General features: G+C 71.4%; 21 protein-coding genes and 1 pseudogene. 9 read left to right on the forward strand and 13 right to left on the reverse strand.

What is annotated here, in order from left to right; genetic code table 11:
- The first annotated feature begins 10 nt into the window (after positions 1-10).
- A complete protein-coding gene (locus ACWCSU_RS04190; protein WP_357695134.1) occupies positions 11-715 on the forward strand; it encodes an alpha/beta hydrolase in 705 nt (234 codons plus the stop codon).
- Here ACWCSU_RS04190 and ACWCSU_RS04195 read toward each other — a convergent pair.
- Together ACWCSU_RS04195 and ACWCSU_RS04200 are read right to left on the reverse strand one after the other, a co-directional pair.
- Positions 678-1,799 carry a sensor histidine kinase gene (locus ACWCSU_RS04195; RefSeq protein ID WP_449933457.1) on the reverse strand — a complete coding sequence of 374 codons (1,122 nt, stop codon included), beginning with the start codon at positions 1,797-1,799 and terminating at the stop codon, positions 678-680. The two genes, ACWCSU_RS04190 and ACWCSU_RS04195, sit on opposite strands and share 38 nt — an antisense overlap.
- Positions 1,800-1,843: 44 nt before the next feature.
- Positions 1,844-2,494 (reverse strand): annotated as a pseudogene (locus tag ACWCSU_RS04200) (response regulator transcription factor); the annotation flags it as partial.
- Positions 2,495-2,606: 112 nt separating this feature from the next.
- Here ACWCSU_RS04200 and ACWCSU_RS04205 point away from each other — a divergent pair.
- The 3 genes from ACWCSU_RS04205 (at position 2,607) to ACWCSU_RS04215 (ending at position 4,675) form a co-directional block, all read left to right on the forward strand.
- Entirely contained in the window at positions 2,607-2,954 is a 348-nt protein-coding gene (locus tag ACWCSU_RS04205; protein ID WP_449933459.1) for a hypothetical protein, read from the forward strand.
- 75 nt (positions 2,955-3,029) lie between these two features.
- Positions 3,030-3,791: an SDR family NAD(P)-dependent oxidoreductase gene (locus tag ACWCSU_RS04210; RefSeq protein ID WP_397040101.1), complete on the forward strand. Its 762-nt coding sequence runs from the start codon at positions 3,030-3,032 to the stop codon at positions 3,789-3,791.
- 131 nt (positions 3,792-3,922) lie between these two features.
- Positions 3,923-4,675: an alpha/beta fold hydrolase gene (locus tag ACWCSU_RS04215; protein ID WP_364088982.1), complete on the forward strand. Its 753-nt coding sequence runs from the start codon at positions 3,923-3,925 to the stop codon at positions 4,673-4,675.
- Here the strand turns inward: ACWCSU_RS04215 and ACWCSU_RS04220 are convergent.
- The 3 genes from ACWCSU_RS04220 to mce form a co-directional block, all read right to left on the reverse strand.
- Positions 4,635-5,756 (reverse strand): AI-2E family transporter, encoded by a 1,122-nt coding sequence (locus ACWCSU_RS04220; RefSeq protein ID WP_357695144.1) that lies wholly within the window; start codon positions 5,754-5,756, stop codon positions 4,635-4,637. The genes ACWCSU_RS04215 and ACWCSU_RS04220 overlap by 41 nt on opposite strands.
- 144 nt (positions 5,757-5,900) lie before the next feature.
- Entirely contained in the window at positions 5,901-7,190 is a 1,290-nt protein-coding gene (locus ACWCSU_RS04225) for a DivIVA domain-containing protein (protein WP_357695146.1), read from the reverse strand.
- Between the two features lie 191 nt (positions 7,191-7,381).
- Positions 7,382-7,804: a methylmalonyl-CoA epimerase gene (mce, locus tag ACWCSU_RS04230; RefSeq protein WP_357695148.1), complete on the reverse strand. Its 423-nt coding sequence runs from the start codon at positions 7,802-7,804 to the stop codon at positions 7,382-7,384.
- 86 nt (positions 7,805-7,890) lie between these two features.
- Here mce and ACWCSU_RS04235 point away from each other — a divergent pair, with 86 nt between their 5' ends.
- On the forward strand, positions 7,891-9,072 hold the full coding sequence (locus tag ACWCSU_RS04235; protein ID WP_357695150.1) for an acetyl-CoA C-acetyltransferase: 1,182 nt from the start codon (positions 7,891-7,893) through the stop codon (positions 9,070-9,072).
- A gap of 168 nt (positions 9,073-9,240) precedes the next feature.
- On the opposite strand, the gene ACWCSU_RS04240 is transcribed toward ACWCSU_RS04235, so the two are convergent.
- The 6 genes from ACWCSU_RS04240 to ACWCSU_RS04265 form a co-directional block, all read right to left on the reverse strand.
- Complete coding sequence (locus ACWCSU_RS04240) at positions 9,241-9,519, reverse strand: hypothetical protein (RefSeq protein WP_357695152.1); 279 nt, start codon at positions 9,517-9,519, stop codon at positions 9,241-9,243.
- Complete coding sequence (locus ACWCSU_RS04245) at positions 9,512-10,120, reverse strand: RNA polymerase sigma factor (RefSeq protein WP_449933463.1); 609 nt, start codon at positions 10,118-10,120, stop codon at positions 9,512-9,514. Before ACWCSU_RS04245 ends, ACWCSU_RS04240 begins: the two co-directional genes overlap by 8 nt.
- A gap of 145 nt (positions 10,121-10,265) precedes the next feature.
- Positions 10,266-10,724: a hypothetical protein gene (locus ACWCSU_RS04250; protein WP_449933465.1), complete on the reverse strand. Its 459-nt coding sequence runs from the start codon at positions 10,722-10,724 to the stop codon at positions 10,266-10,268.
- A gap of 248 nt (positions 10,725-10,972) precedes the next feature.
- On the reverse strand, positions 10,973-11,125 hold the full coding sequence (locus tag ACWCSU_RS04255; RefSeq protein WP_352324303.1) for a hypothetical protein: 153 nt from the start codon (positions 11,123-11,125) through the stop codon (positions 10,973-10,975).
- A gap of 230 nt (positions 11,126-11,355) precedes the next feature.
- Positions 11,356-12,027 (reverse strand): DUF4230 domain-containing protein, encoded by a 672-nt coding sequence (locus ACWCSU_RS04260; RefSeq protein ID WP_357695158.1) that lies wholly within the window; start codon positions 12,025-12,027, stop codon positions 11,356-11,358.
- Positions 12,028-12,086: 59 nt separating this feature from the next.
- A complete protein-coding gene (locus ACWCSU_RS04265; RefSeq protein ID WP_357695160.1) occupies positions 12,087-13,418 on the reverse strand; it encodes a hypothetical protein in 1,332 nt (443 codons plus the stop codon).
- A 229-nt stretch (positions 13,419-13,647) separates the two neighbouring features.
- On the opposite strand from ACWCSU_RS04265, the gene ACWCSU_RS04270 reads away from it, so the two are divergent.
- From ACWCSU_RS04270 to ACWCSU_RS04285, 4 genes are read left to right on the forward strand one after another with little or no spacing between them, the layout of a single operon-like run.
- On the forward strand, positions 13,648-14,199 hold the full coding sequence (locus tag ACWCSU_RS04270; RefSeq protein WP_357695162.1) for a MarR family winged helix-turn-helix transcriptional regulator: 552 nt from the start codon (positions 13,648-13,650) through the stop codon (positions 14,197-14,199).
- Positions 14,183-15,121 (forward strand): tetratricopeptide repeat protein, encoded by a 939-nt coding sequence (locus tag ACWCSU_RS04275; RefSeq protein WP_357695164.1) that lies wholly within the window; start codon positions 14,183-14,185, stop codon positions 15,119-15,121. Before ACWCSU_RS04270 ends, ACWCSU_RS04275 begins: the two co-directional genes overlap by 17 nt.
- Before the next feature lie 9 nt (positions 15,122-15,130).
- Entirely contained in the window at positions 15,131-15,760 is a 630-nt protein-coding gene (locus ACWCSU_RS04280) for a cytidylate kinase-like family protein (protein WP_357695165.1), read from the forward strand.
- A gap of 56 nt (positions 15,761-15,816) precedes the next feature.
- Complete coding sequence (locus ACWCSU_RS04285; protein ID WP_357695167.1) at positions 15,817-17,226, forward strand: NAD-dependent malic enzyme; 1,410 nt, start codon at positions 15,817-15,819, stop codon at positions 17,224-17,226.
- A 171-nt stretch (positions 17,227-17,397) separates the two neighbouring features.
- Here the strand turns inward: ACWCSU_RS04285 and ACWCSU_RS04290 are convergent, their stop codons facing one another.
- Both ACWCSU_RS04290 and ACWCSU_RS04295 read right to left on the reverse strand, forming a co-directional pair.
- Positions 17,398-17,883, reverse strand: a complete 486-nt coding sequence (locus ACWCSU_RS04290; protein ID WP_364088959.1) for a hypothetical protein — start codon at positions 17,881-17,883, stop codon at positions 17,398-17,400.
- A gap of 71 nt (positions 17,884-17,954) precedes the next feature.
- Entirely contained in the window at positions 17,955-19,007 is a 1,053-nt protein-coding gene (locus tag ACWCSU_RS04295; RefSeq protein WP_449933470.1) for a glycosyltransferase family 4 protein, read from the reverse strand.
- Positions 19,008-19,053: the final 46 nt, after the last annotated feature.

The following is a 19,053-nucleotide window of genomic DNA, read 5'->3' on the forward strand; positions in this document are numbered from 1 at the left end:
GAGGACCCCCGTGGAGATTCGCGCGGCCACCGTGCTGCCCGCCCGACGTGAACCGATCGAGCTGCAGACGGGCGACGGCCTGACCCTGGTCGGCGAGCTGGCCCAGCCCCTCGACCGGCCGCCCGTGGCCACCCTGGTCACCCTGCACCCGCTGCCCACCCACGGCGGGTTCATGGACAGCCACGTCTACAAGAAGGCCGCCAACCGGCTGCCCGCGCTCGCCGACCTCGCCGTGCTGCGCTTCAACACGCGCGGCACCGGCTCCGAGCGCGGCACCTCCGGCGGCACGTTCGACGGCGGCGAGGGCGAGCGGTTCGACGTGGCGGCGGCGCTGGAGTACGCCGAGTTCCACGACCTGCCGCGGGTGTGGGTGGTGGGCTGGTCCTTCGGCACCGAGCTGACTCTGAAGTGGGCCCACGACCCCCTGGTCGAGGGCGCGATCCTGCTCTCGCCCCCGCTCCACAGGGCCACCGACGACGACCTCGACGCGTGGGCCGGGTTCGGGCGGCCGCTGGTGGCGCTGGTGCCCGAGTTCGACGACTACCTGCGTCCCGAGGAGGCCCGGCGGCGGTTCGCCAGGGTGCCGCAGGCCGAGGTCATCGGCGTGGACGGCGCCAAGCACCTGTGGGTGGGCGAGCCCTACGTCCGGATCGTCCTGAACGAGATCGTCCGGCGGGTCAATCCGGAGGCGTACCCGCTGCCGACGGACATCTGACGGTCACCTCCAGCCCGCCCTCCGGCCGCGCCACCACCTCCAGCGTGCCGTGGTGGGCCCGGACGACGGCGGCGACGATCGACAGCCCCAGCCCCAGCCCGTCGCCGACCGCCCTGCGTCCGCTCTCCAGCCGCTGGAACGGCTGGAGCAGCGTCGCGACCCGGTCGGGCGGGATCACCGGGCCGCTGTTGGCGACGGTGAGCGTGGCCAGGCCCGCCCGCACGTCCGTGGCGACCGAGATCCACCCGTCCGGTACGTTGTGCCGCGCCGCGTTGTCCAGCAGGTTCGTGACCAGGCGTTCGAGCAGGGCGGGGTCGCCGGAGGCGGGCGCGGGCCGCAGCGCCGCCTCGACGCGCAGCGACGGGCCCGGCCGCCGGTCGAGCACCTGCCCGGCGACGGCGGCCAGGTCGAGCGGCTCCCGGTGGTCCAGGCCCTGCTCGCTCCTGGCCAGGACGAGCAGCGCCTCGATGAGCCGTTCCTGATGCCGGCCGGCCGCCAGCAGGCGGTCAAGGACGTGGCGCAGCGCCGCGGCGTCGGCGTCCGGGTCGGCCAGCGCGACCTCGGCCATGGCGCGCTGGAGGGTCAGCGGTGTGCGCAACTCGTGGGAGGCGTTGGCCACGAACCGCCGCTGCGCGGTGAAGGCGGCCTCCAGCCGATCCAGCAGGTCGTCGAAGGTGTCGGCCAGCTTCTTCAGCTCGTCGTCCGGGCCGGACGCGGCCAGCCGCCTGTCCAGCCGGTCGGCCGTGATGCGCCGGACGGTCGCCGTCATGTCGTGCAGCGGCCGCAGCACCCGTCCGGCCGTCAGCCATCCCAGCAACATCGACGCGAACGCCATGACCACGAGGGCGATCACCGAGTTGACCAGCAGCCTGCGCAGCCCGGCCGCCTGCTGCTCGGCCAGGTACGCCAGGTCCACCCGCGGCTCCGGCACGGCCGGCCCCCCAGGCAGGACGGGAGCGGTCGGCGCGCCGGGGAACGGCGAGTGCGCGACCAGCAGGTAGATCAGGGCGACCAGCAGCATGCCGGCGGCCAGGAACAGGCCGCTGTAGAGCAGCGTCAGCCGCAGCCGTACGGTCCGTCGCACGCCGGGGCACCTCCGCCCGTGTCCGAACCGGCTCCGGGCCCGGCCATCCGGTAGCCGGCCTGCGGGACGGTCTCGATCAGCGGTGGGTCGCCGAGCTTGCGGCGCAACCGGCTGACCGTCACCTTCACGGTCTGCGTGAACGGGTCGGCGAACTCGTCCCACCCGCGTTCGAGCAGCTGCTCGGCCGAGACCACCGCGCCGCCGGCCGACAGCAGCAGCTCCAGCACCGCGAACTCCTTCGGGCTGAGCGCCAGCCGGCGCCCGTCGCGGGTGGCGACCCGCGTGGACGGGTCCAGCCGCAGCCCGTCATGGACCAGCACCGGCGGCAGCGCCGGACGCGCCCGCCTGGCCAGCGCCCTGATCCTGGCCACCAGCTCGGCGAAGGCGAACGGCTTGGGCAGGTAGTCGTCGGCCCCGATGCCCAGCCCGCTCACCCGGTCGTCGATGGTCCCGGCGGCGGTGAGCATCAGCACGCGCGCCGGACGGCCGTCGGCGGTCAGGCTCCGGCACACGTCGTCGCCGTGCAGGCCGGGCAGGTCGCGGTCGAGCACGACCACGTCGTAGTCGTTGACGGAGGCGCGGTCCAGCCCGGTGTGCCCGTCCAGCGCCACGTCGACGGCCATGCCCTCGCGGCGCAGGCCGGCGGCCACGGTGTGGGCGAGCTCCTCGTGGTCTTCGACGATCAGCACCCTCATGGTCGCCCCAGCATGCCCAGAGCGGGGTTACAGCGGGGTAACCGCCCTCGTTCCCGGGTGGTAACCGGGGGCGGGGTTCGCTGTGAGCATCGGACGAAACGGAGGAGTCACCATGAAGGGTTCGACTGTCAGGCGAGTGGTCCTGGCCGCGCTGGTCTTCGCCGCCGTCGCGGGCGGCGCGGCGGCCTCGTACGGGGAGGCCGGGCCGGACGACGGCGGGAAGGCGTTCACGTCGTGCGTGCGCGCGCACGGGCTGCCGGACTTCCCCGGGGTCACCGTCTCGGAGGACGGCCTGGTCAATCTCAGCATCGGCGGCGAGCGGGTGGACGCGCTGTCGGAGAAGTACGGGGCGGCGGTCAAGGCGTGCGAGTCGCTGCTGCCGGAAGGGGCGGGGCTGCCGGGCAAGCCGCAGGCTCCCGCCGCGCCGGAAGCGCCGCGATTGCCGGTGGGTCCGTCCTGATTCGGGGTGGGACGGGCATGGCGCGGGCGGGCGAAGATTTGTAGAATCTTGTTCGGTTCCGAGCGGGGAGGCACTGTGGGCGCGTTCGACCTGTCCGGCAGGACGGCTCTGGTCACCGGGGCGTCGAAGGGCATCGGACGGGCCATCGCGCTCGCCTACGCCGCGGCGGGCGCCGACGTCGCCCTGGTCTCCAGGTCGGCCGAGACGCTGGCCGAGGTCGGCAAGGAGGTCGAGGCGCTCGGCAGGCGGGCCGTCGTGATCGCCGCCGACCTCACCGACCGCGAAGCCGCCGCCGCGGCCGTCGCCGCCTCGATCGACGGGCTCGGGCACCTCGACGTCGTCGTCAACAACGCCGGCGGCTCGAACTTCCTGGTCGAGTTCAAGGACCTGCGCCTGTCCGGCTGGGACAAGCTGATGCGGCTCAACCTGGACTCCGCCATGGCCGTCTGCCACGCCGTCGCGCCCCATCTGCTGGGCCGCGGCTCCGGCTCGGTGATCAACGTGGCGTCGGTGGCGGCGCGCGGCGCCCCGCTGCTCGCCCCGTACGCCGCCGCCAAGGCCGGGCTGGTGGCCCTGACCAAGACGCTGGCGGCCGAGTGGGCGTCGGCCGGCGTACGCGTCAACGCCCTGTGCCCCGGCTGGACGGCCACCGACCTCAACCGCAACCTGTGGGAGGACGAGGCCGCGAGCGCCGCCACGATCGCCGGCGTGCCCATGCGGCGGTGGGGGACGCCGGAGGAGATGGCCCAGCCGGCCGTGTTCCTCGCCGGGGAGGCGTCGGCGTACATGACGGGCCAGGTGCTGTTCGTGGACGGCGGGGCCACCGCGATCGGCTGAGCCCGCTCGGACGCCGGGCGGGCTTATCGCGGTATACCGGCATACGTCAATAAGTGAATGTCAACGTGAACCGGGCTACCGTGTGGTCCGTGCAGCTCTACACGAGATCGGCCGGGAGCGGACTCCCGGTTGTGCTGCTTCACGCGTTCCCGCTGTCGTCGGCGATGTGGCTGGCCCAACGCGAAGGGCTGTCGAAGGTCTGCCGGGTCGTCACCCCCGACCTGCGCGGTTTCGGCGGCTCCCGGCTGGGCGACGACGAGCCCTCCCTCGACCTGATGGCCGACGACGTCGTCAGGCTGCTCGACGAGGAAGGCATCGATCGGGCGGTGGTCGGCGGGTTGTCGATGGGCGGCTACGTGACCATGGCGCTCTGCCGGCGGCATCCCGACCGGGTGCTCGGCGTGATCCTGGCCGACACCAAGGCCAGCCCCGACCCGCCCGCGGCCAGGGAGAACCGGGAGCGCATCGCGCAGGCCGTGCTGGCCGAGGGGAGCGAGGTGCTGGTCGGCGAGGTGCTGCCGGCGCTCATCGGTCCCACGACCAAGGAACGCAGGGCCATGGTCTTCGGCCGGGTCAAGGGCCTGGTGCAGTCGGCCCCGCCGGGAGCCGTGGCCTGGGCGCAACGGGCCATGGCCGCCCGTCCCGACTCCTTCGGCACGCTGAGCGAGCTGAAGGTGCCCCTGCTGATCGTCGTGGGGGAGGAGGACGAGCTGTCGCCGCCCGCCGACGCCGAGGCCATGGCACGGGCCGCGCCCGAGGGCAGGCTGGAGGTCATCCCCAAGGCCGGTCACCTGAGCGCGGTCGAGCAGCCGGAGGCGTTCAACGCGGCGGTGACCGAGTTCCTCAGGACCGAGCTTGGCGGGGCAGCACGATCTCCCGGATGATCAGCGCGATGGCGGCGGCCACCGGGATCGCCAGCAACGCTCCGACGATGCCGAGCAGGGCGCCGCCGAACAGCGCGGCGATCACCGTCACGGCGGGCGTCACGTCCACCGAGCGTTTCATCACCCTGGGGTAGATGAAGTAGTTCTCGATCTGCTGGTAGACCACGAAGAAGATCGCGCAGGCGATGCCGGCGGGCAGCGACTGCAACAGCGCGACCCCGGTGACGAGCACCGCGCCGATCGTGGCGCCCACCAGCGGGATCAGGTCGGTCAGCGCCACGACGAGGGCGAGCGCGAGCGCGTACTGCACCCCGGCGATCGACAGGAAGATCCACGTCAGCACGCCCGCGATGACCGAGATGAGGACGTTGCCCGCGACGTAGCCGCCGATGCCGGTGAGGATCTGCTCGGTGATGGCCGACGTGCGCGGCCGGCGCGAGGCCGGGACGAGCTTGAGCAGGTACTCCTTGATCGTGTGCAGCGAGCCGAGGAAGTACAGCATGAGCACCAGCAGCGTCACCGTGGTGAACACGCCGTTGAGCACCACCAGCCCCGCGCCCATGATGCCGCTGGCCAGCGCGGGCCCGAGCGTGCTGGTCACGAACTGGCGCACCTGCGCGAGCACGTGATACTCGGCCTCGATCTGGCGGACCGTCGGATGGTTGCTCAGGTCGGTGATGTAACCGGGCACGGCCGCGATGAACTCCGACAACTGCTGGCTGACCGGCGGCACGATGGCCAGGCCGAACAGCGTGAACGCCACGATCACCCCGGTGAACACGATCGAGATCGCCAGCCGCCTGGCCAGCCCGCGCCGCTGTAACGCCTCGACCGCCGGGTTGAGGCCCACGGCCAGGAACATCGCGACGACAATGAGGATGATCGTGCTGAGCGACTTCTCGATCATCTGCGCGAGCGCGATGGCCGTCAGCACGCCCAGCCCGCCCACCAGCCCGAACAGGAACGGCCCGCGGGCGAACGGCTTGCCCGGCAGCCCGTACGGCGCCTGCTCCTCGGACGGCCCGGCCTCCTGGGGCGCCTTGGCCTCCTCGGCGGTCCTGGGCTCGGTTTCTGCGGACACGGAGGGCTCCTAGGCTCCTAGGGGGACGGGGGGTGTCGGTGGAACGCTTGTCGTGAAACAGGAAGAGAGCCTAGCGACCCAAGGTCACCAGGCTCTCTTCCAGCCGTGTACAGCCCCCGTGTGCGGTCTCCGTCTAGCCCGCCGTCACTCCTGCCACCACTCCGCGTCGTCCTCGCTCCTGGCCTCGACCTTGGGAGCGGGGGTCGTGGGCGGCGCGGCCGGCTCGGCGGCCGGGGCCGCGATGGCCGGCTTGGCCGGGGCCGCGGCGACCGCGGGCTCCGGCTCCAGGCCCGGCAGGGCGGCGCCGCCGAGGAGCTGGCGCAGCTGGGCCAGGTGGCTGGTGATGCTGTCGCGCTGCCTGGTCAGCTCGTCGACCTGGCGCTGCATCGTCGTACGGGTGCGCTCGGCGTCGTTCTTCGCCTCGGTGACGATCGTCTCGGCGCTGGACTTGGCCTCCGCCATGACCGTCTCGGAGCTCTTGCGGGCGTTCGCGACGAGCTGCTTGGCGTGCAGGTCGGCCTCGCGGCGCGTCTGCTCGGCCTGCTGGGTGGCCTTCGTGGCGCGCGACTCGGCCGTGGCGGCCCGCTGCTCGGCCTCGGCGACCATCTTCTGCGTGTTGGCCTGGGCGGTGGCGTGGCGCTCGGCCTCCTGGCGCTCGGCCTCCTCCCGGCGGGAGGCGAGCTGGATCTCGAACTCGGCCTCGTCCTGGGCCCGCTTGGCCTCCGACTCCTCCAGCACCCGCTGAGCCTGCGCGCGCATCTCGTCGGCCTGCCGCTTGGCGGTGGTCAGCACCTCGTCGCGCTCACGCTTGGTCGAGGCGCGCAGCTGCGCCACCTCGCGCTCGGTGGTGGTGCGGAGCTTGGCGATCTCGCGCTCGGCGTCGGCCCGCTTCTCGGCCACCTCGTGGTCGGCGGTGGCCCGCAGCTTGGCGGCCTCGCGCTCGGTGGTGTTGGTCAGCTCGTCGGCCTCGCGGCGGGCGGTGGAGCGGATCTCCTCGGCGTCCCGCTCGGCGGTGGAGCGCATGTCGTCGCTCTCCCGCGTGGCCTGGGCCCGCTTCTCGGCGGCCTCGGCCTCGGCGGCTGCCCGCAGGTCGGCCGCCTCGACCTTGGCGGCGGCCTTGATCTCGTTGGCCTCGGTCCGGGCGGCCTGCACGAGCTCGGTGGCCTGCTCCTCGGCCAGGCGCAGCAACTGCTCGATGCGGGCGCCGAGACCGGAGTACGTCGGACGCTCCTGCTCCTGCAACTGGCGCTGGGAGTCGGACAGATCGCGCTGCAGGTTGGTGACCTGCTCCCTCGACTGGCGTAGCTCCAGGTCGAGCTGCTTGAGGTGGTCGTGTACCTGGTGCCGGTCGTAGCCCCTGAGCACGACGTCGAACTCGCGTGCCGGGGCGTCCTCGAAGAAGTTGTTGAGCTGGGCGTCGATGTCGGACTGCATGGAGGCTCGATCCTGGGTTGTCGAGACGGCTACACGGGCCGGACGGGGGGTTCGGCGCAGCCGAGCCAGGAGCCTGTGCCTCGCGGCAGGCTCCCTGTCCGGTGGGAAGCCAGCGTACTCCGCTGGTGCCACCTTCGGGCCCCGTCCAGCTTTCTGCGTGACTAGTTACTTATGTACGAAATATCTGTTTGCTAGCGCGAGGCCGCTTGGACCAACTCGGTGAGCATTCCCCCCACATCTTTGGGATGCAAGAACGCGATCTGCGACCCCATGGAACCGTGACGCGGACGTTCGTCGAGCACCCTCACGCCCTTCTCGTTGATCTTAGTCATGGCCTCGGCGACGTCGGAAACCCCAAATGCCACATGGTGGACACCTTCGCCCCGTTTGGCGAGGAATTTTCCTACGGGGGAGTCGTCGGAGAGCGGTTCCAGCAGCTGGATGTAGGAGCCCCCGCCCTCGCCGTCGGCGATGTGCAGCATGGCCTCCTTGACGCCCTGCGCCTCGTTGACCTCGCGTGCCACGACGGTGAGTGCGAACGTCTCCGAGAAGAACGCGATCTTCTCCTCCAGGTCGTGGCAGGCGATCCCGATGTGGTCGATGCGCATGAACATTGTGTGGCCTACCTCCATAGCGGGCGAGCTCCTACTCGTGGGTATGGTGTCAAAGAACCCCTCATGAGCACAGGAGGCCGCCGCCAATGTCCAGTTCCGTCATCGTCGCCGGAGCTCGTACCCCCATCGGCAAGCTGCTCGGCGCCCTGTCCGGGCTGTCCGGCGTGGAGCTGGGCGGCATCGCCATCAAGGCCGCGCTGGAACGTGCCGGAGTGGCCCCCGAGGCCGTCGAGTACGTGATCATGGGCCAGGTGCTCCAGGCGGGCGCCGGCCAGATCCCCTCCCGCCAGGCCGCCGTCAAGGCCGGCATCCCGATGACCGTGCCCTCGCTGACCGTCAACAAGGTCTGCCTGTCGGGCCTCGACGCCATCGCCCTGGCCGACCAGCTCATCCGCGCCGGCGAGTTCGACATCGTGGTCGCGGGCGGCATGGAGTCCATGACCAACGCGCCCCACCTGCTGCCCGGACTGCGCAAGGGCGTCAAGTACGGCGGCTCCGACGTGGTCGACTCGATGGCCCACGACGGACTGTTCTGCGCCTTCGACCAGTGCGCGATGGGGGAGTCGACCGAGCGGTACAACGCCAGGCTCGGCATCGGCCGCGAGGAGCAGGACGCCGTGTCGGCCCGCTCCCACCAGCTCGCCGCCGCCGCGACCAAGAACGGCGTCTTCGGGGAGGAGATCGTCCCGGTCGAGATCCCGCAGCGGCGTGGCGAGCCGGTGGTCGTCCTGGAGGACGAGGGCGTACGCGGGGACACCACCGTCGAGACGCTGGCCAAGCTGCGCCCGGCCTTCGCCGCCGACGGCACCATCACCGCCGGGTCGGCCTCGCAGATCTCCGACGGGGCGTGCGCCGTGGTGGTCATGTCGAAGGCCAAGGCGGAGGAGCTGGGGCTGCCGTGGCTGGCGGAGATCGGACGGCACGGCAACGTGGCCGGGCCCGACGCGTCCCTGCAGTCGCAGCCGGCCAACGCCATCAAGCACGCGCTGTCCAAGCAGGGGCTCACCGCCGACGACCTTGACCTGGTCGAGATCAACGAGGCCTTCGCCAGCGTCGTGCTGCAGTCGGCCAAGGAGCTCGGGGTGCCGCTGGACAAGGTGAACGTCAACGGCGGCGGCATCGCGCTGGGGCACCCGATCGGGGCCTCGGGGGCGCGGATCGTGCTGACGCTGGCGTACGAGCTGAAGCGGCGGGGCGGCGGCCTGGGTGCGGCGGGGCTGTGCGGCGGTGGCGGGCAGGGCGACGCGCTCATCATCCGCGTTCCCTGACCTTCTTCCAGGCCCACCCGTCGCCTGGTCACCGGGTGGGCCTGTCGGGACGGCGCCTGTGGTCCACCCGGCCCGTTGCCTGGTCACCGGGTGCGGGCCCCGACGCCAAGCCGCTCACACCCCCGCCCGGCACAGACCGCAAGGCCGCCCCGCGAAGGCAGCCCCTCGCTAATGCCCCTTCCCCGTATGCCGCCCGCCCGCCGGGACCAGCTCGCACACGCCGTCGGTGCAGGTCCGCTGCATGCGTCCCATCGAGACGAGCTGCACCAGCGCCATCACCCAGCACGCCGGGCACCCGCGCAGGGCGATCGCGCCGACGACGGCGAGCACGAGGCTGACGGGGCCGGTCCACGGGATCAGCGCGACCGAGGCGATCAGCGCGCCGAAGCCCAGCGCGCCGCGGGCCAAATGACGGGGCAGTGACGTCCCCGCGGTGGGCTCAGTCATGGAGGGCTCCTTGGGACAGCAGGCCGTGCACGGTCGCACGGGCGCGGTGCAGGCGGGACTTCATCGCGGGCACGCTCAGCCCGAGGGCGTCGGCGACCATGCGGCCGCTGAGCCCCTGGACGTCCCGCATGATGAGCACCCGCCGCTGGTCGGCGGGGAGTGCCGCGATGGCCTCGGCCACCCGCGCGGCCTCCAGCCGTTCGAACATCTCCTCCTCGGCCGACTGCGCGGCGGCCGAGGGGGGTACGGGCGGCCCGGGGCGCAGCATCAGGCGGGCCCGCCTGATGCATTCGTTGCGGATGATCCGGAACATCCACGAGGCCAGCGCTCCGGACGCCCGCAGGGTGCCGATCTTGCGGTACAGGACGATCAGCGCCTCCTGGGCGGCGTCCTCGGCGTCCTCGGGCGTGGCGCACAGCGTGTGGGCGAAGCGCCGCACATGCGGGTGGGCGCCCGACACCAGCGCGGCGATCGAGTCGGCGTCGCCGGCGCGGGCCGCGTTGATCAGCTGCTCGTCCGACCAGGCGCGCCCGCCGCCGGCCGGCTCCGGTGCCACGGCACCGGAGCCGGCGGCCGCGCCGAGGCGCTGCGGGTCAGCCACGTTCCTTGCTCCTTCGCCGCAGTACGACCACGCACGTGCAGATCAGTACGGCCGCAGCCCCGGCCGCGATGGCAATCACCATGATGGTCTCCCATTGTCTCGTTGCGTTGTACGGACATGAGAGGCATCGACCCCCGAAAAGGATTCAGGAGGAACGGGTGAAGTCGGCGATCCAGTTCGTCTCCCAGGTGGCCCCGCCGTCGGGCGAGAACCGCTGTTCCCAGCGGGCCGACTCACCGGTGATGTCCGACCAGATGTAGGCGACCTTGATCGGCCGGCCGTCGTACACGTCGTCGCAGGTGAAGACCCCGCGCCCGGTGTCGTCGAAGCGGCCCACGACGGGCGGCAGTGACATGCCGGTGGCGCTGCCGGCCCAGTAGAGCGCCCATTCGTCGGCCGCCTCGTCGTACAGACGTAAGGTCACCCCGGCGGACCCCTCGCTGGGGAAGATGACCTCGTCGATGTTGCCCGTCCCGTCCAGGACGCTCCAGCACCTGGTGTGGCCGGTGAACTCGTACCATTCGTCGCTGCCGGCGAGTGCCTTGCGCAGCCGTCGCTGCCGCGAGGTCCAGGTGCCGACGAAGAAGTCGAAGTTGTTGTCCATGCCCGGACGGTAAGCGCCCATCCCTGACATCTTCCGTCAGTGTCCCGGCGGCGGTGCGTTCACGCCGTACGAGCCCCCGCGACGTACGGCGTGAACGCGCGACACCCCGGTCCCACCAGGAACGGGAACCGGGGTGTCGCAGACGCTGCGCTCGGGCCGGCCAGGAATCCGGCGCCGGACGCGCCCCCCCTAAGGGGGCATTTCAGCCCGGCCGCGAGGGAGGATGCGGCCGGGCTGCTTGTGGGACGTCATGAAGCCAGGAACTTGGCGAAGACCGAGCGGTGGCGACGCTCGGAACGCTGTCCCTTCAGTGCTTCCCGTACGCGCCGCTGCTCGGCGGCGGCCCGACGGAGTTCGGCGGCGTGGTGCTGCATGACGCTGTATTCGAGTTCGGCGTTCATCCGAGTGCTCCTGCTGTTCGTGTTCCTTGTTCCCTGCACTTTTAAGACTCCTCCTAAGGCCCCTCCCGCCACATCGGGCGGATGTCCTATCTGCCGGGGTTCGGGCAGGTAGGGAGGTACTTAGGCGGGCGCGTCCGTGGACTAAGCACGTACCGGGATACCTAGGCGGGAACGCGGACGGGCCGCCCCACCCGAGGTGAGGCGGCCCGCCGGCAGGACGAACAGGCAGGTCAGAGCTCGTCCGTGAACTTGACGGTGACCTTGGAGAAGCCCAGCGACTTCAGCATGCCCGTGAGCATCGACTTGGTGTTGGCGTCCGCCCGCGCCCGCAGGTCGCTGGCCACGGCCGCCTCCGTGATCTTCTTCTCCGCCAGCAGGTAGAGCTCGCGCTGGTCGCCAGGGGAGCCCGACAGGAAGTCCTGGACGCGGTCGAGCAGGCCGCGCTGCTGGGCGAACACGTACGAGCGGCTGTTGTCCAGGTTGGGCTTCTCCAACTGGGCGCGCGGGAGCCGGACGGTGGCCTCGGTGCGGTCCTTGTTCACGGTCACCGCGCCCGCCGCCATGGCCGAGAAGTCCACGTACGCGTCGACGCCGCCGGCGCCCACGAACAGCGTGCGGGTGCCCTTGACCGCGTCGGGCAGGAAGTTGGCGTCCTTCTCCAGGTCGACGACGACCTGGAAGGTGCCCGTCGCCGCCTCGAACCGGCTGAGGTCCTTGATGGACTGCAGCAGCACCGGCTGACTGCGGTCGACGGTCTGCTCTCCGAACGGGTTGAGCCACGTCCAGGCCAGCCGGCCGCCCACCACGAGCAGGACCGCCAGGACGAGGAACCCCGCCGCATATCGCCACCTGCGGCGCCGCCGGGGAGCCAGGTCCGGCGGCGTCGTCTGGGAAGTCGTCATGGGGCATGACTACCCGCCAGGCGATCATCAGTGCCAGCCGTATGGTGACATCTTCGTCGTCAGCCTGAGGTGCCCGCGGTGCCGGGGTCGGGGTAGACCGGGTAGACGTGGCTGCTCTCGGGCGTGACGCCGGAGGGCGGCGTCAGGACCGCGGTGGGAGCCGGGCCGCCGCCGAAGTGCGTGCTGGACAGGCGGCAGGACTGGAAGTCGCTGTAGAACATGCGCAGCCACTCCCTGCGCTGGTGCTCGTCGAGGCCGGAGAACCAGGACGCGGCGTACTGGTGCTCGGGCAGCGGGCCGCCGGGCAGCGGCTCGCCGCGCAGCCAGGCCATCACGATCTCCCGGTAACCGTCGGCCGGCGTGCCGGGGCAGCGGGCGGCCAGCGCGTCGATGTACTCGTAGGCCGCCTCCTCGGCGAACCCCGCCGACAGGTCGGGCACGTGGATGGGCGCCAGGCCGTTGGAGGGCTTCAGCGGCTCGTCCAGCGGCCGCTGCTCCACCCGCGTGAACGCGGCCGGCGTGCCGGCCAGGCGCGAGGCGATCTGCGTGAACACCGCGCCCAGCTCGGTCTGCCCGGCCCGCATCCCGGGGTGCAGGCAGACCGTGATCGGCCATTCCTGGCAGGCGTAGGCGATGTCCTCGGCCGCGGCCGGCTTGGGGTGGGCCAGCATCCGCGACACGCCCATGCCCGCCGCCAGCACGGCCAGCAGCGCGCACGCCAGCACCAGGGCCTGCCTGGTCACCAGCGCCGCCCAGCCGAGCAGCAGCGCGCAGGTGATGCCGAGCAGCCAGATCGTCTGGTCGAAGAACGGCGCCCCGCCCAGCCCCTGGAACAGGTCGTACGGCTCGCCCGTGCCCGGCACCAGCCGGTCGGCCAGCCCCCGGTCGTCGGCCAGCCACGAGAAGGCGACGTAACAGGCCAGCCCCGCGATCGGCGGCGTGAGCGCCTTGGGCACGACCCAGCCGGCCACCCACCCGATCACCGCGTAGAGCGCCAGGCCCGCCATGCCCATGCCGAGGCCGGACAGGCTCAGCCGCCCCGCCTGGTCGGTGAGCACGGTCTTGACCGCCAGCACCAGCACCGTCGCGCCGAACGAGCCCAGCACCACCACCACGATGGCCAGCGGCGCCTTGAGCGCCCGCCACGTGGTGAGCGAACGCCCGCGCAGCGCGCGCCGCTTGCGCAGCGCCACCCACGCGGCGAACGCGGCCGCCACGGGCCCGGTCATCCGCAGCGAGCCGATGACCGCCGCCAGGATGTTCTCCCACGCGTCGACGCCAGGTATCAGGACGTTCCACGCCGCGACCAGGCCGAGAGCGAGCAGCACCGCCACTGTCACGGCCGCGCTGTGCTTCAGCTCCTCGCGTGTAACGCCCGCGTGCTCACGCACCCTGTATCCCGTTGCTGTTCACCAAGCACCCCCCGTGCCCCTGGCAATGCGGAAGAATGTCAGCCCAGATCCGTCCCCACGGCAGTTGGACTTGGCTTCCGCGTCACCTTACGTAAGAGAACCATAACGGAGCGTGATGATTGACGGTCGGATTCTTGGTCAAGCGGTGAAGCCTGTCGCTCCAGGTAGCCCGACGAAACCGGGACGAGAGGCGCGCTAACGTAGCGCTGTGTCCCAGCCGAAGCCGCTCAATCTGCCGTTCGATCCCATCGACCGCGCCGCGGAGAGCTGGCGTGCCCGCTTCGGGCCTTCCTCCGCGATGGCAGCGGTCACCTCGATCATGAGAGCACAGCAGATCCTGCTGTCACAGCTCGACTCCCTCCTCAAGCCCCACGATCTCACCTTCGCCCGCTACGAGGCCCTGGTGCTGCTGACCTTCAGCCACACCGGCTCGCTGCCGCTGTGGAAGATCGGCGAGCGGCTCATGGTCCATCCCACCAGCGTCACGAACACGGTGGACAGGCTGGAGAAGTCCGGGTTCGTCTGCCGCCTGCCCAACCCCCGCGACGGCCGCGGCGTGCTCGCCGAGATCACCGACCAGGGCAGGGAGGTCGTGCGCCGGGCAACGGACGACCTGATGGCCGCCGAGTTCGGCCTGACGATGTACGCCGAGGACGAACTCCAGCAGATCTTCGACCAGCTCCGCACGCTGAGGGTGGCGGCGGGTGACTTCTCCGGCCCGTCCATGCGGCAAGATGAGGAGCATGGCGGACTTCTCTAGGCCCGGGTCGCTCTACGGAGCTGTGGACCTGGGCGCGCGCAAACAGGCACTGGATGCCCAGGCCCGGCGGGAGGCCGCCGGTCCCCAGGGGGCCACCTCGTCCTCGGTCGTCGACGTGACCGAGGAGACGTTCACGACGGACGTCATCGACCGTTCGATGACCGTGCCGGTGGTGCTCGACCTGTGGTCGCCCCGGTCGCCGGGCAGCGCCCAGCTCAGCCCCGTGCTGGAGAAGGTGGTCGGCGACATGGGCGGCCGGGCCGTGCTGGCCAAGGTCAACGTCGATGCCAGCCCCCAGATCGCGCAGGCGCTGCGGGTGCAGGCCGTGCCCACCGTGCTGGCCATCTTCCAGGGGCAGGCCGTCACCGGCTTCCAGCAGGTGCTGCCCGAGCAGGAGGTGCGCCGCTGGCTCGACGAGCTGATGGGCGCGGTCGAGCAGTTCTACCAGGCCAACCCCGACGCCCGGCCGCCCGCGGCCGAGGAGGGGGAGGAGGCGCCCGCCGGGCCGCCCGCCGACCCCGACCTGGTGGCCGCCGAGCAGGCCATCGACGCCGGAGACCTCGACGCGGCCGAGGCGGCCTACCAGCGCCTGCTGGCCCGCATCCCGGGCGACGAGGACGCCAAGATGGGCCTGGCGGGCGTCGGCCTGATCAAGCGCACCTCCGAGGCCGACCCGGCCGACGTGCAGCGGCGCCTCCAGGACCCGTCCGACATCGACGCGCAGCTGCTCGCCGCCGACCTGGAGATGCTCTCCGGCGCGGTCGACGAGGCGTTCGAGCGCGTCGTGGCCGTGGTCAAGCGCACTTCGGGCGACGACCGCGACCGGGCCAGGAAGCATTTGCTCGGGCTTTTCGACGCATTGCCGTCAGACGACCCATCCTTGGCGAAAGCGCGTAGAGCATTGGCGAACGCCCTGTTCTAACCTGGAGGTATGCGGGTCGTCACGATCTCCGCGGCCTACGGCACGGCCGGCAGCCACATCGGCCCGGCCGTCGCCGAACGGCTCGGCGTGCCCTTCGTCGACCGTGCCATCCCCAGCGCGGTGGCCAAGGAGCTCGGCTGCACGCTGGAGGAGGCGCTGGCCCACGACGACCGCGCCGAGCACGGCCTCGGCAGGCTCCTGTCCGGCGCGATCAGGCTGCCCACGGTCACCTTCGGCGGGGTGGACATGTACGTCCCGGGCGCGATGCCCCTGCCGCCGGAGGAGTTCGTCCGGCGCACCGAGCGCATGCTGAAGGAGATGGCGCTCACCCAGGGCGGCGTCTTCCTGGGCCGTGCCGGGGCCCTGGTGCTGGCCGACCATCCGGGCGCGCTGCACGTCAGGCTCGACGCGCCGCTCAAGCGCCGGATCCGCCAGACGGCCACGCTGAGCGGGATGAGCGAGCGGGAGGCGAAGGCCGTCATCGAGGACAACGACCGGGCCAGGACGGCGTACGTCCGCCATTTCTACCGGGCGGATCCGGGCGATCCGTGCCACTATCACCTTGTGCTCGACAGCACCACGATCCCCGTCCCCGCGTGTGTCGAACTCATCGTCACCGCTGCGACGGCACTGGGTTGACCTGATGCCCCCTATCCTGGGATGACTTCTTGGTCAGTCCCGAAGGAGCGATTGACGTGGCGACCGTCCCGAGTGTGTCGTACTCCATAACCGTGCGTCTTGAGGTGCCCGCAGGCGGCAAGGCCGTGAGCCAGCTCACCCACGCCGTAGAGTCGGCCGGAGGCGTGGTGACCGCACTCGACGTCACCAACGCGGGCCACGAGAAGCTCCGCATCGACGTCACCTGCGCCGCGCGTGACACCGACCACGCGCAGGCCATCGTCGACCAGCTGGAGGCGGTCGAGGGCGTCGTCATCCACAAGGTCTCCGACCGCACGTTCCTCATGCACCTCGGCGGCAAGATCGAGATGAAGTCGAAGGTGCCGCTGCGCAACCGCGACGAGCTGTCGATGGCCTACACCCCGGGTGTGGCGCGCGTGTCGATGGCCATCGCCAGGAACAAGGAGGACGCCCGCCGCCTGACCATCAAGCGCAACTCGGTGGCCGTGGTCACCGACGGGTCGGCGGTGCTCGGGCTGGGCAACATCGGGCCGGAGGCCGCGCTGCCGGTCATGGAGGGCAAGGCGGCCCTGTTCAAGCGGTTCGCGGGCATCGACGCCTGGCCGATCTGCCTCGACACCCAGGACGTCGACGAGATCGTCCGCACGGTGCAGTTGATCGCGCCCGGGTTCGGCGGCATCAACCTGGAGGACATCGGCGCGCCGCGCTGCTTCGAGGTCGAGCGCCGGCTGCGCGAGCTGCTGGACATCCCGGTCTTCCACGACGACCAGCACGGCACGGCCATCTGCGTGCTGGCGGCCCTGACCAACGCGCTGCGCGTGGTGAACAAGTCCATCGAGAACGTCAAGATCACGATGGCGGGCGCCGGCGCGGCCGGGAACGCGGTGCTGCGGCTGCTGCTGGCCGCGGGGGCGCGCAACGTGGTGGTCTGCGACTACCTGGGCGCCGTGCACAAGGGCCGCGACGACCTCGACGAGTCGCTGCGCTGGATCGCCGAGCACACCAACGCCGAGGGCTACGCGGGCGACCTGCGCGGCGCGGTCAAGGACGCCGACGTGTTCGTGGGCGTGTCCGCGCCCGGCATCCTGACCGGCGACGACATCGCCACGATGGCCAAGGACTCCGTGGTGTTCGCGCTGGCCAACCCCGAGCCCGAGGTGTCGCCCGACGACGCTCGTGAGCACGCCGCGGTGGTCGCGACCGGGCGCTCCGACTACCCCAACCAGATCAACAACGTGCTGGCGTTCCCGGGCGTGTTCCGGGGGCTGCTCGACGCGCAGGCCGGCGGGGTGACCCAGGAGATGCTGCTGGCCGCGGCGGGCGCGCTGGCGGCGGTGGTGACGCCGGAGGAGCTGGGCCCCAACTACATCGTGCCGAGCGTGTTCCACCCCGACGTGGCGACGGCGGTGGCGGCCGCGGTGCGCGAGAGCGCCGGCGGCCGGGCCAGGGGCTTCACCGAGGCGTGATCCGCCAGGGGCCGATCCGTCCGGTTCGGCCCCTGCGTGCTTTCCACCCGGGCGGCCCACAGAGCGAGCCGGTGAAGGGTCAGAGGGCGTGACCTGGAAGGCCGTCAGCCGAAGTACGGCGGGTGGGGTGACCACGCGAAGCCGTGAAGACAAAAGGCGGCTGGTTGTCGTCTACGTGTGGGTGACGGCGGGGATGAGGCGGTAGCTTTCCTGGAAGACGAGGTTGTGGGCGTCGGCGGCGGCGATGGCGCGCAGGGTCGTGAGCTGGCCCGCCGCGTCCGAGTGGTCGAAGACGTTCAGCGGCCAGTCGCCCACCGTGTTGCCGCGTAGGTGCGGGTGGTGGAAGTCGGCGCCGTAGTGGGCCACGATCGCGATCGGCAGGATGTCCTTGTCGCGCTGTTCCGGCCAGGTGAGCGACCACATGGCGTTCAGCCCGCCCTCCTGAGATCTGGTGAGCCCGCTGGACACCACCTGCCCGGTGCCGAGGAGCAGGTCGGCGTTGAACTCGTCCAGCGTCGCCCGCGCCACCGGGTCGAGCAGCTCGACCGCCGTGGCGAACAGGCGTTCCTTGTCCTCCCGCGCGGTGACGCCGCCGTGGACGCCGTCGCGCAGGTCGGTGAAATGCCTGATCAGAGCCTCGTTCATGGCAGTGCGCATGCCTACCCTCTTCCCCCGGGACGGCGGCGACACCCCGTGCGGCGGCGATCCGCCGCACGGGAACGCGCAGGTCAGGCGGCGAAGGGCGCCGGACGCCGATCGCGGACGCTCAGTTCGTAGATCTTCTCGTAGCCCATGGCCATGCCGAGCGCGTCGAAGTTGCGCTTGACGTGCATGCGGCAGTCGGCCGGGTTCAGGCCGCCCGCGGCTTCGACGGCCTCGGCCAGGTCGGCGGGCTCGTCGCAGATGTAACCGGTGACACCGTCGACCAGGACCTCGCCCACGGCGCCGCCGCGCAGCGCGACCACCGGGGTGCCGCTCGCCATGGCCTCGGTCATCACCATCCCGAAGGACTCCTCCCGGCGGCTGGGGAAGAGCAGGCAGTGCGCGTTCGCCAGCAGCTCGCGCTTGCGCGGGCCGTCGGCCTCGCCGACGTGGACGGCGTCGTCGCCGAGCCGGGGGCGGATGTGGGTGTCGAAGTACTCGTGCTCGGACGGCTCGTTCATCCCGCCGGCGAGCAGGATGCGCCGTCCGGCCTTCCGGGCGGCGTCGATGGCCAGGTGGGCGCCCTTGTCGGGGCTGAACCGGCCGAGGAAGAGCGTGTAGTCCTCCTTGCGCTCGCGGAAGGGGAAGCTCTTCAGGTCCACACCGTTGTGCACGGTGCCCACCCAGTTGAGGTCGGGGGCCTGCATGCGCTGGAACGTCGAGGTGGACACCAGGCCGATGGAGTCGCCGAGCCGGCGGAGCCGCTCGGCCTGCTCGCCCGAGGCCGGGCCGTGCACGGTCGTCACCGTCGGGATCCGGGGGTTCAGGGCGGTCAGCGGGCCCGCCGGGGAGTGGTCGTGGACGACGTCCACGTCCAGGTCCTCCAGCCGGACGTCGGGGACCGCCGTTCCAGGGACGGGTTCGTCCAGCGGGTGGGAAGGGGGTTCGGAGTAGGCGGCGAGGAAGTGGGCGGCGGCGCCGGGGCGGCCGGCTCCGATCAAGGTGACCTGGTGACCCAGTCTGAGCAGGGATCGCGCGAGGTCGTCCATCATGACCCTGACACCGCCGTACGAGCGGGACGGGTTCTCGAACCTCGGGGGAGCCACCAGCGCGATGTGCAGCCGGGACTGGGCGGACATGACGTCACCTCCATGGGGGCGGCAGAAAGGGGTTCAGCCGGTCGGC

The sequence above is a fragment of the Nonomuraea sp. NPDC001699 genome, from assembly GCF_053596455.1.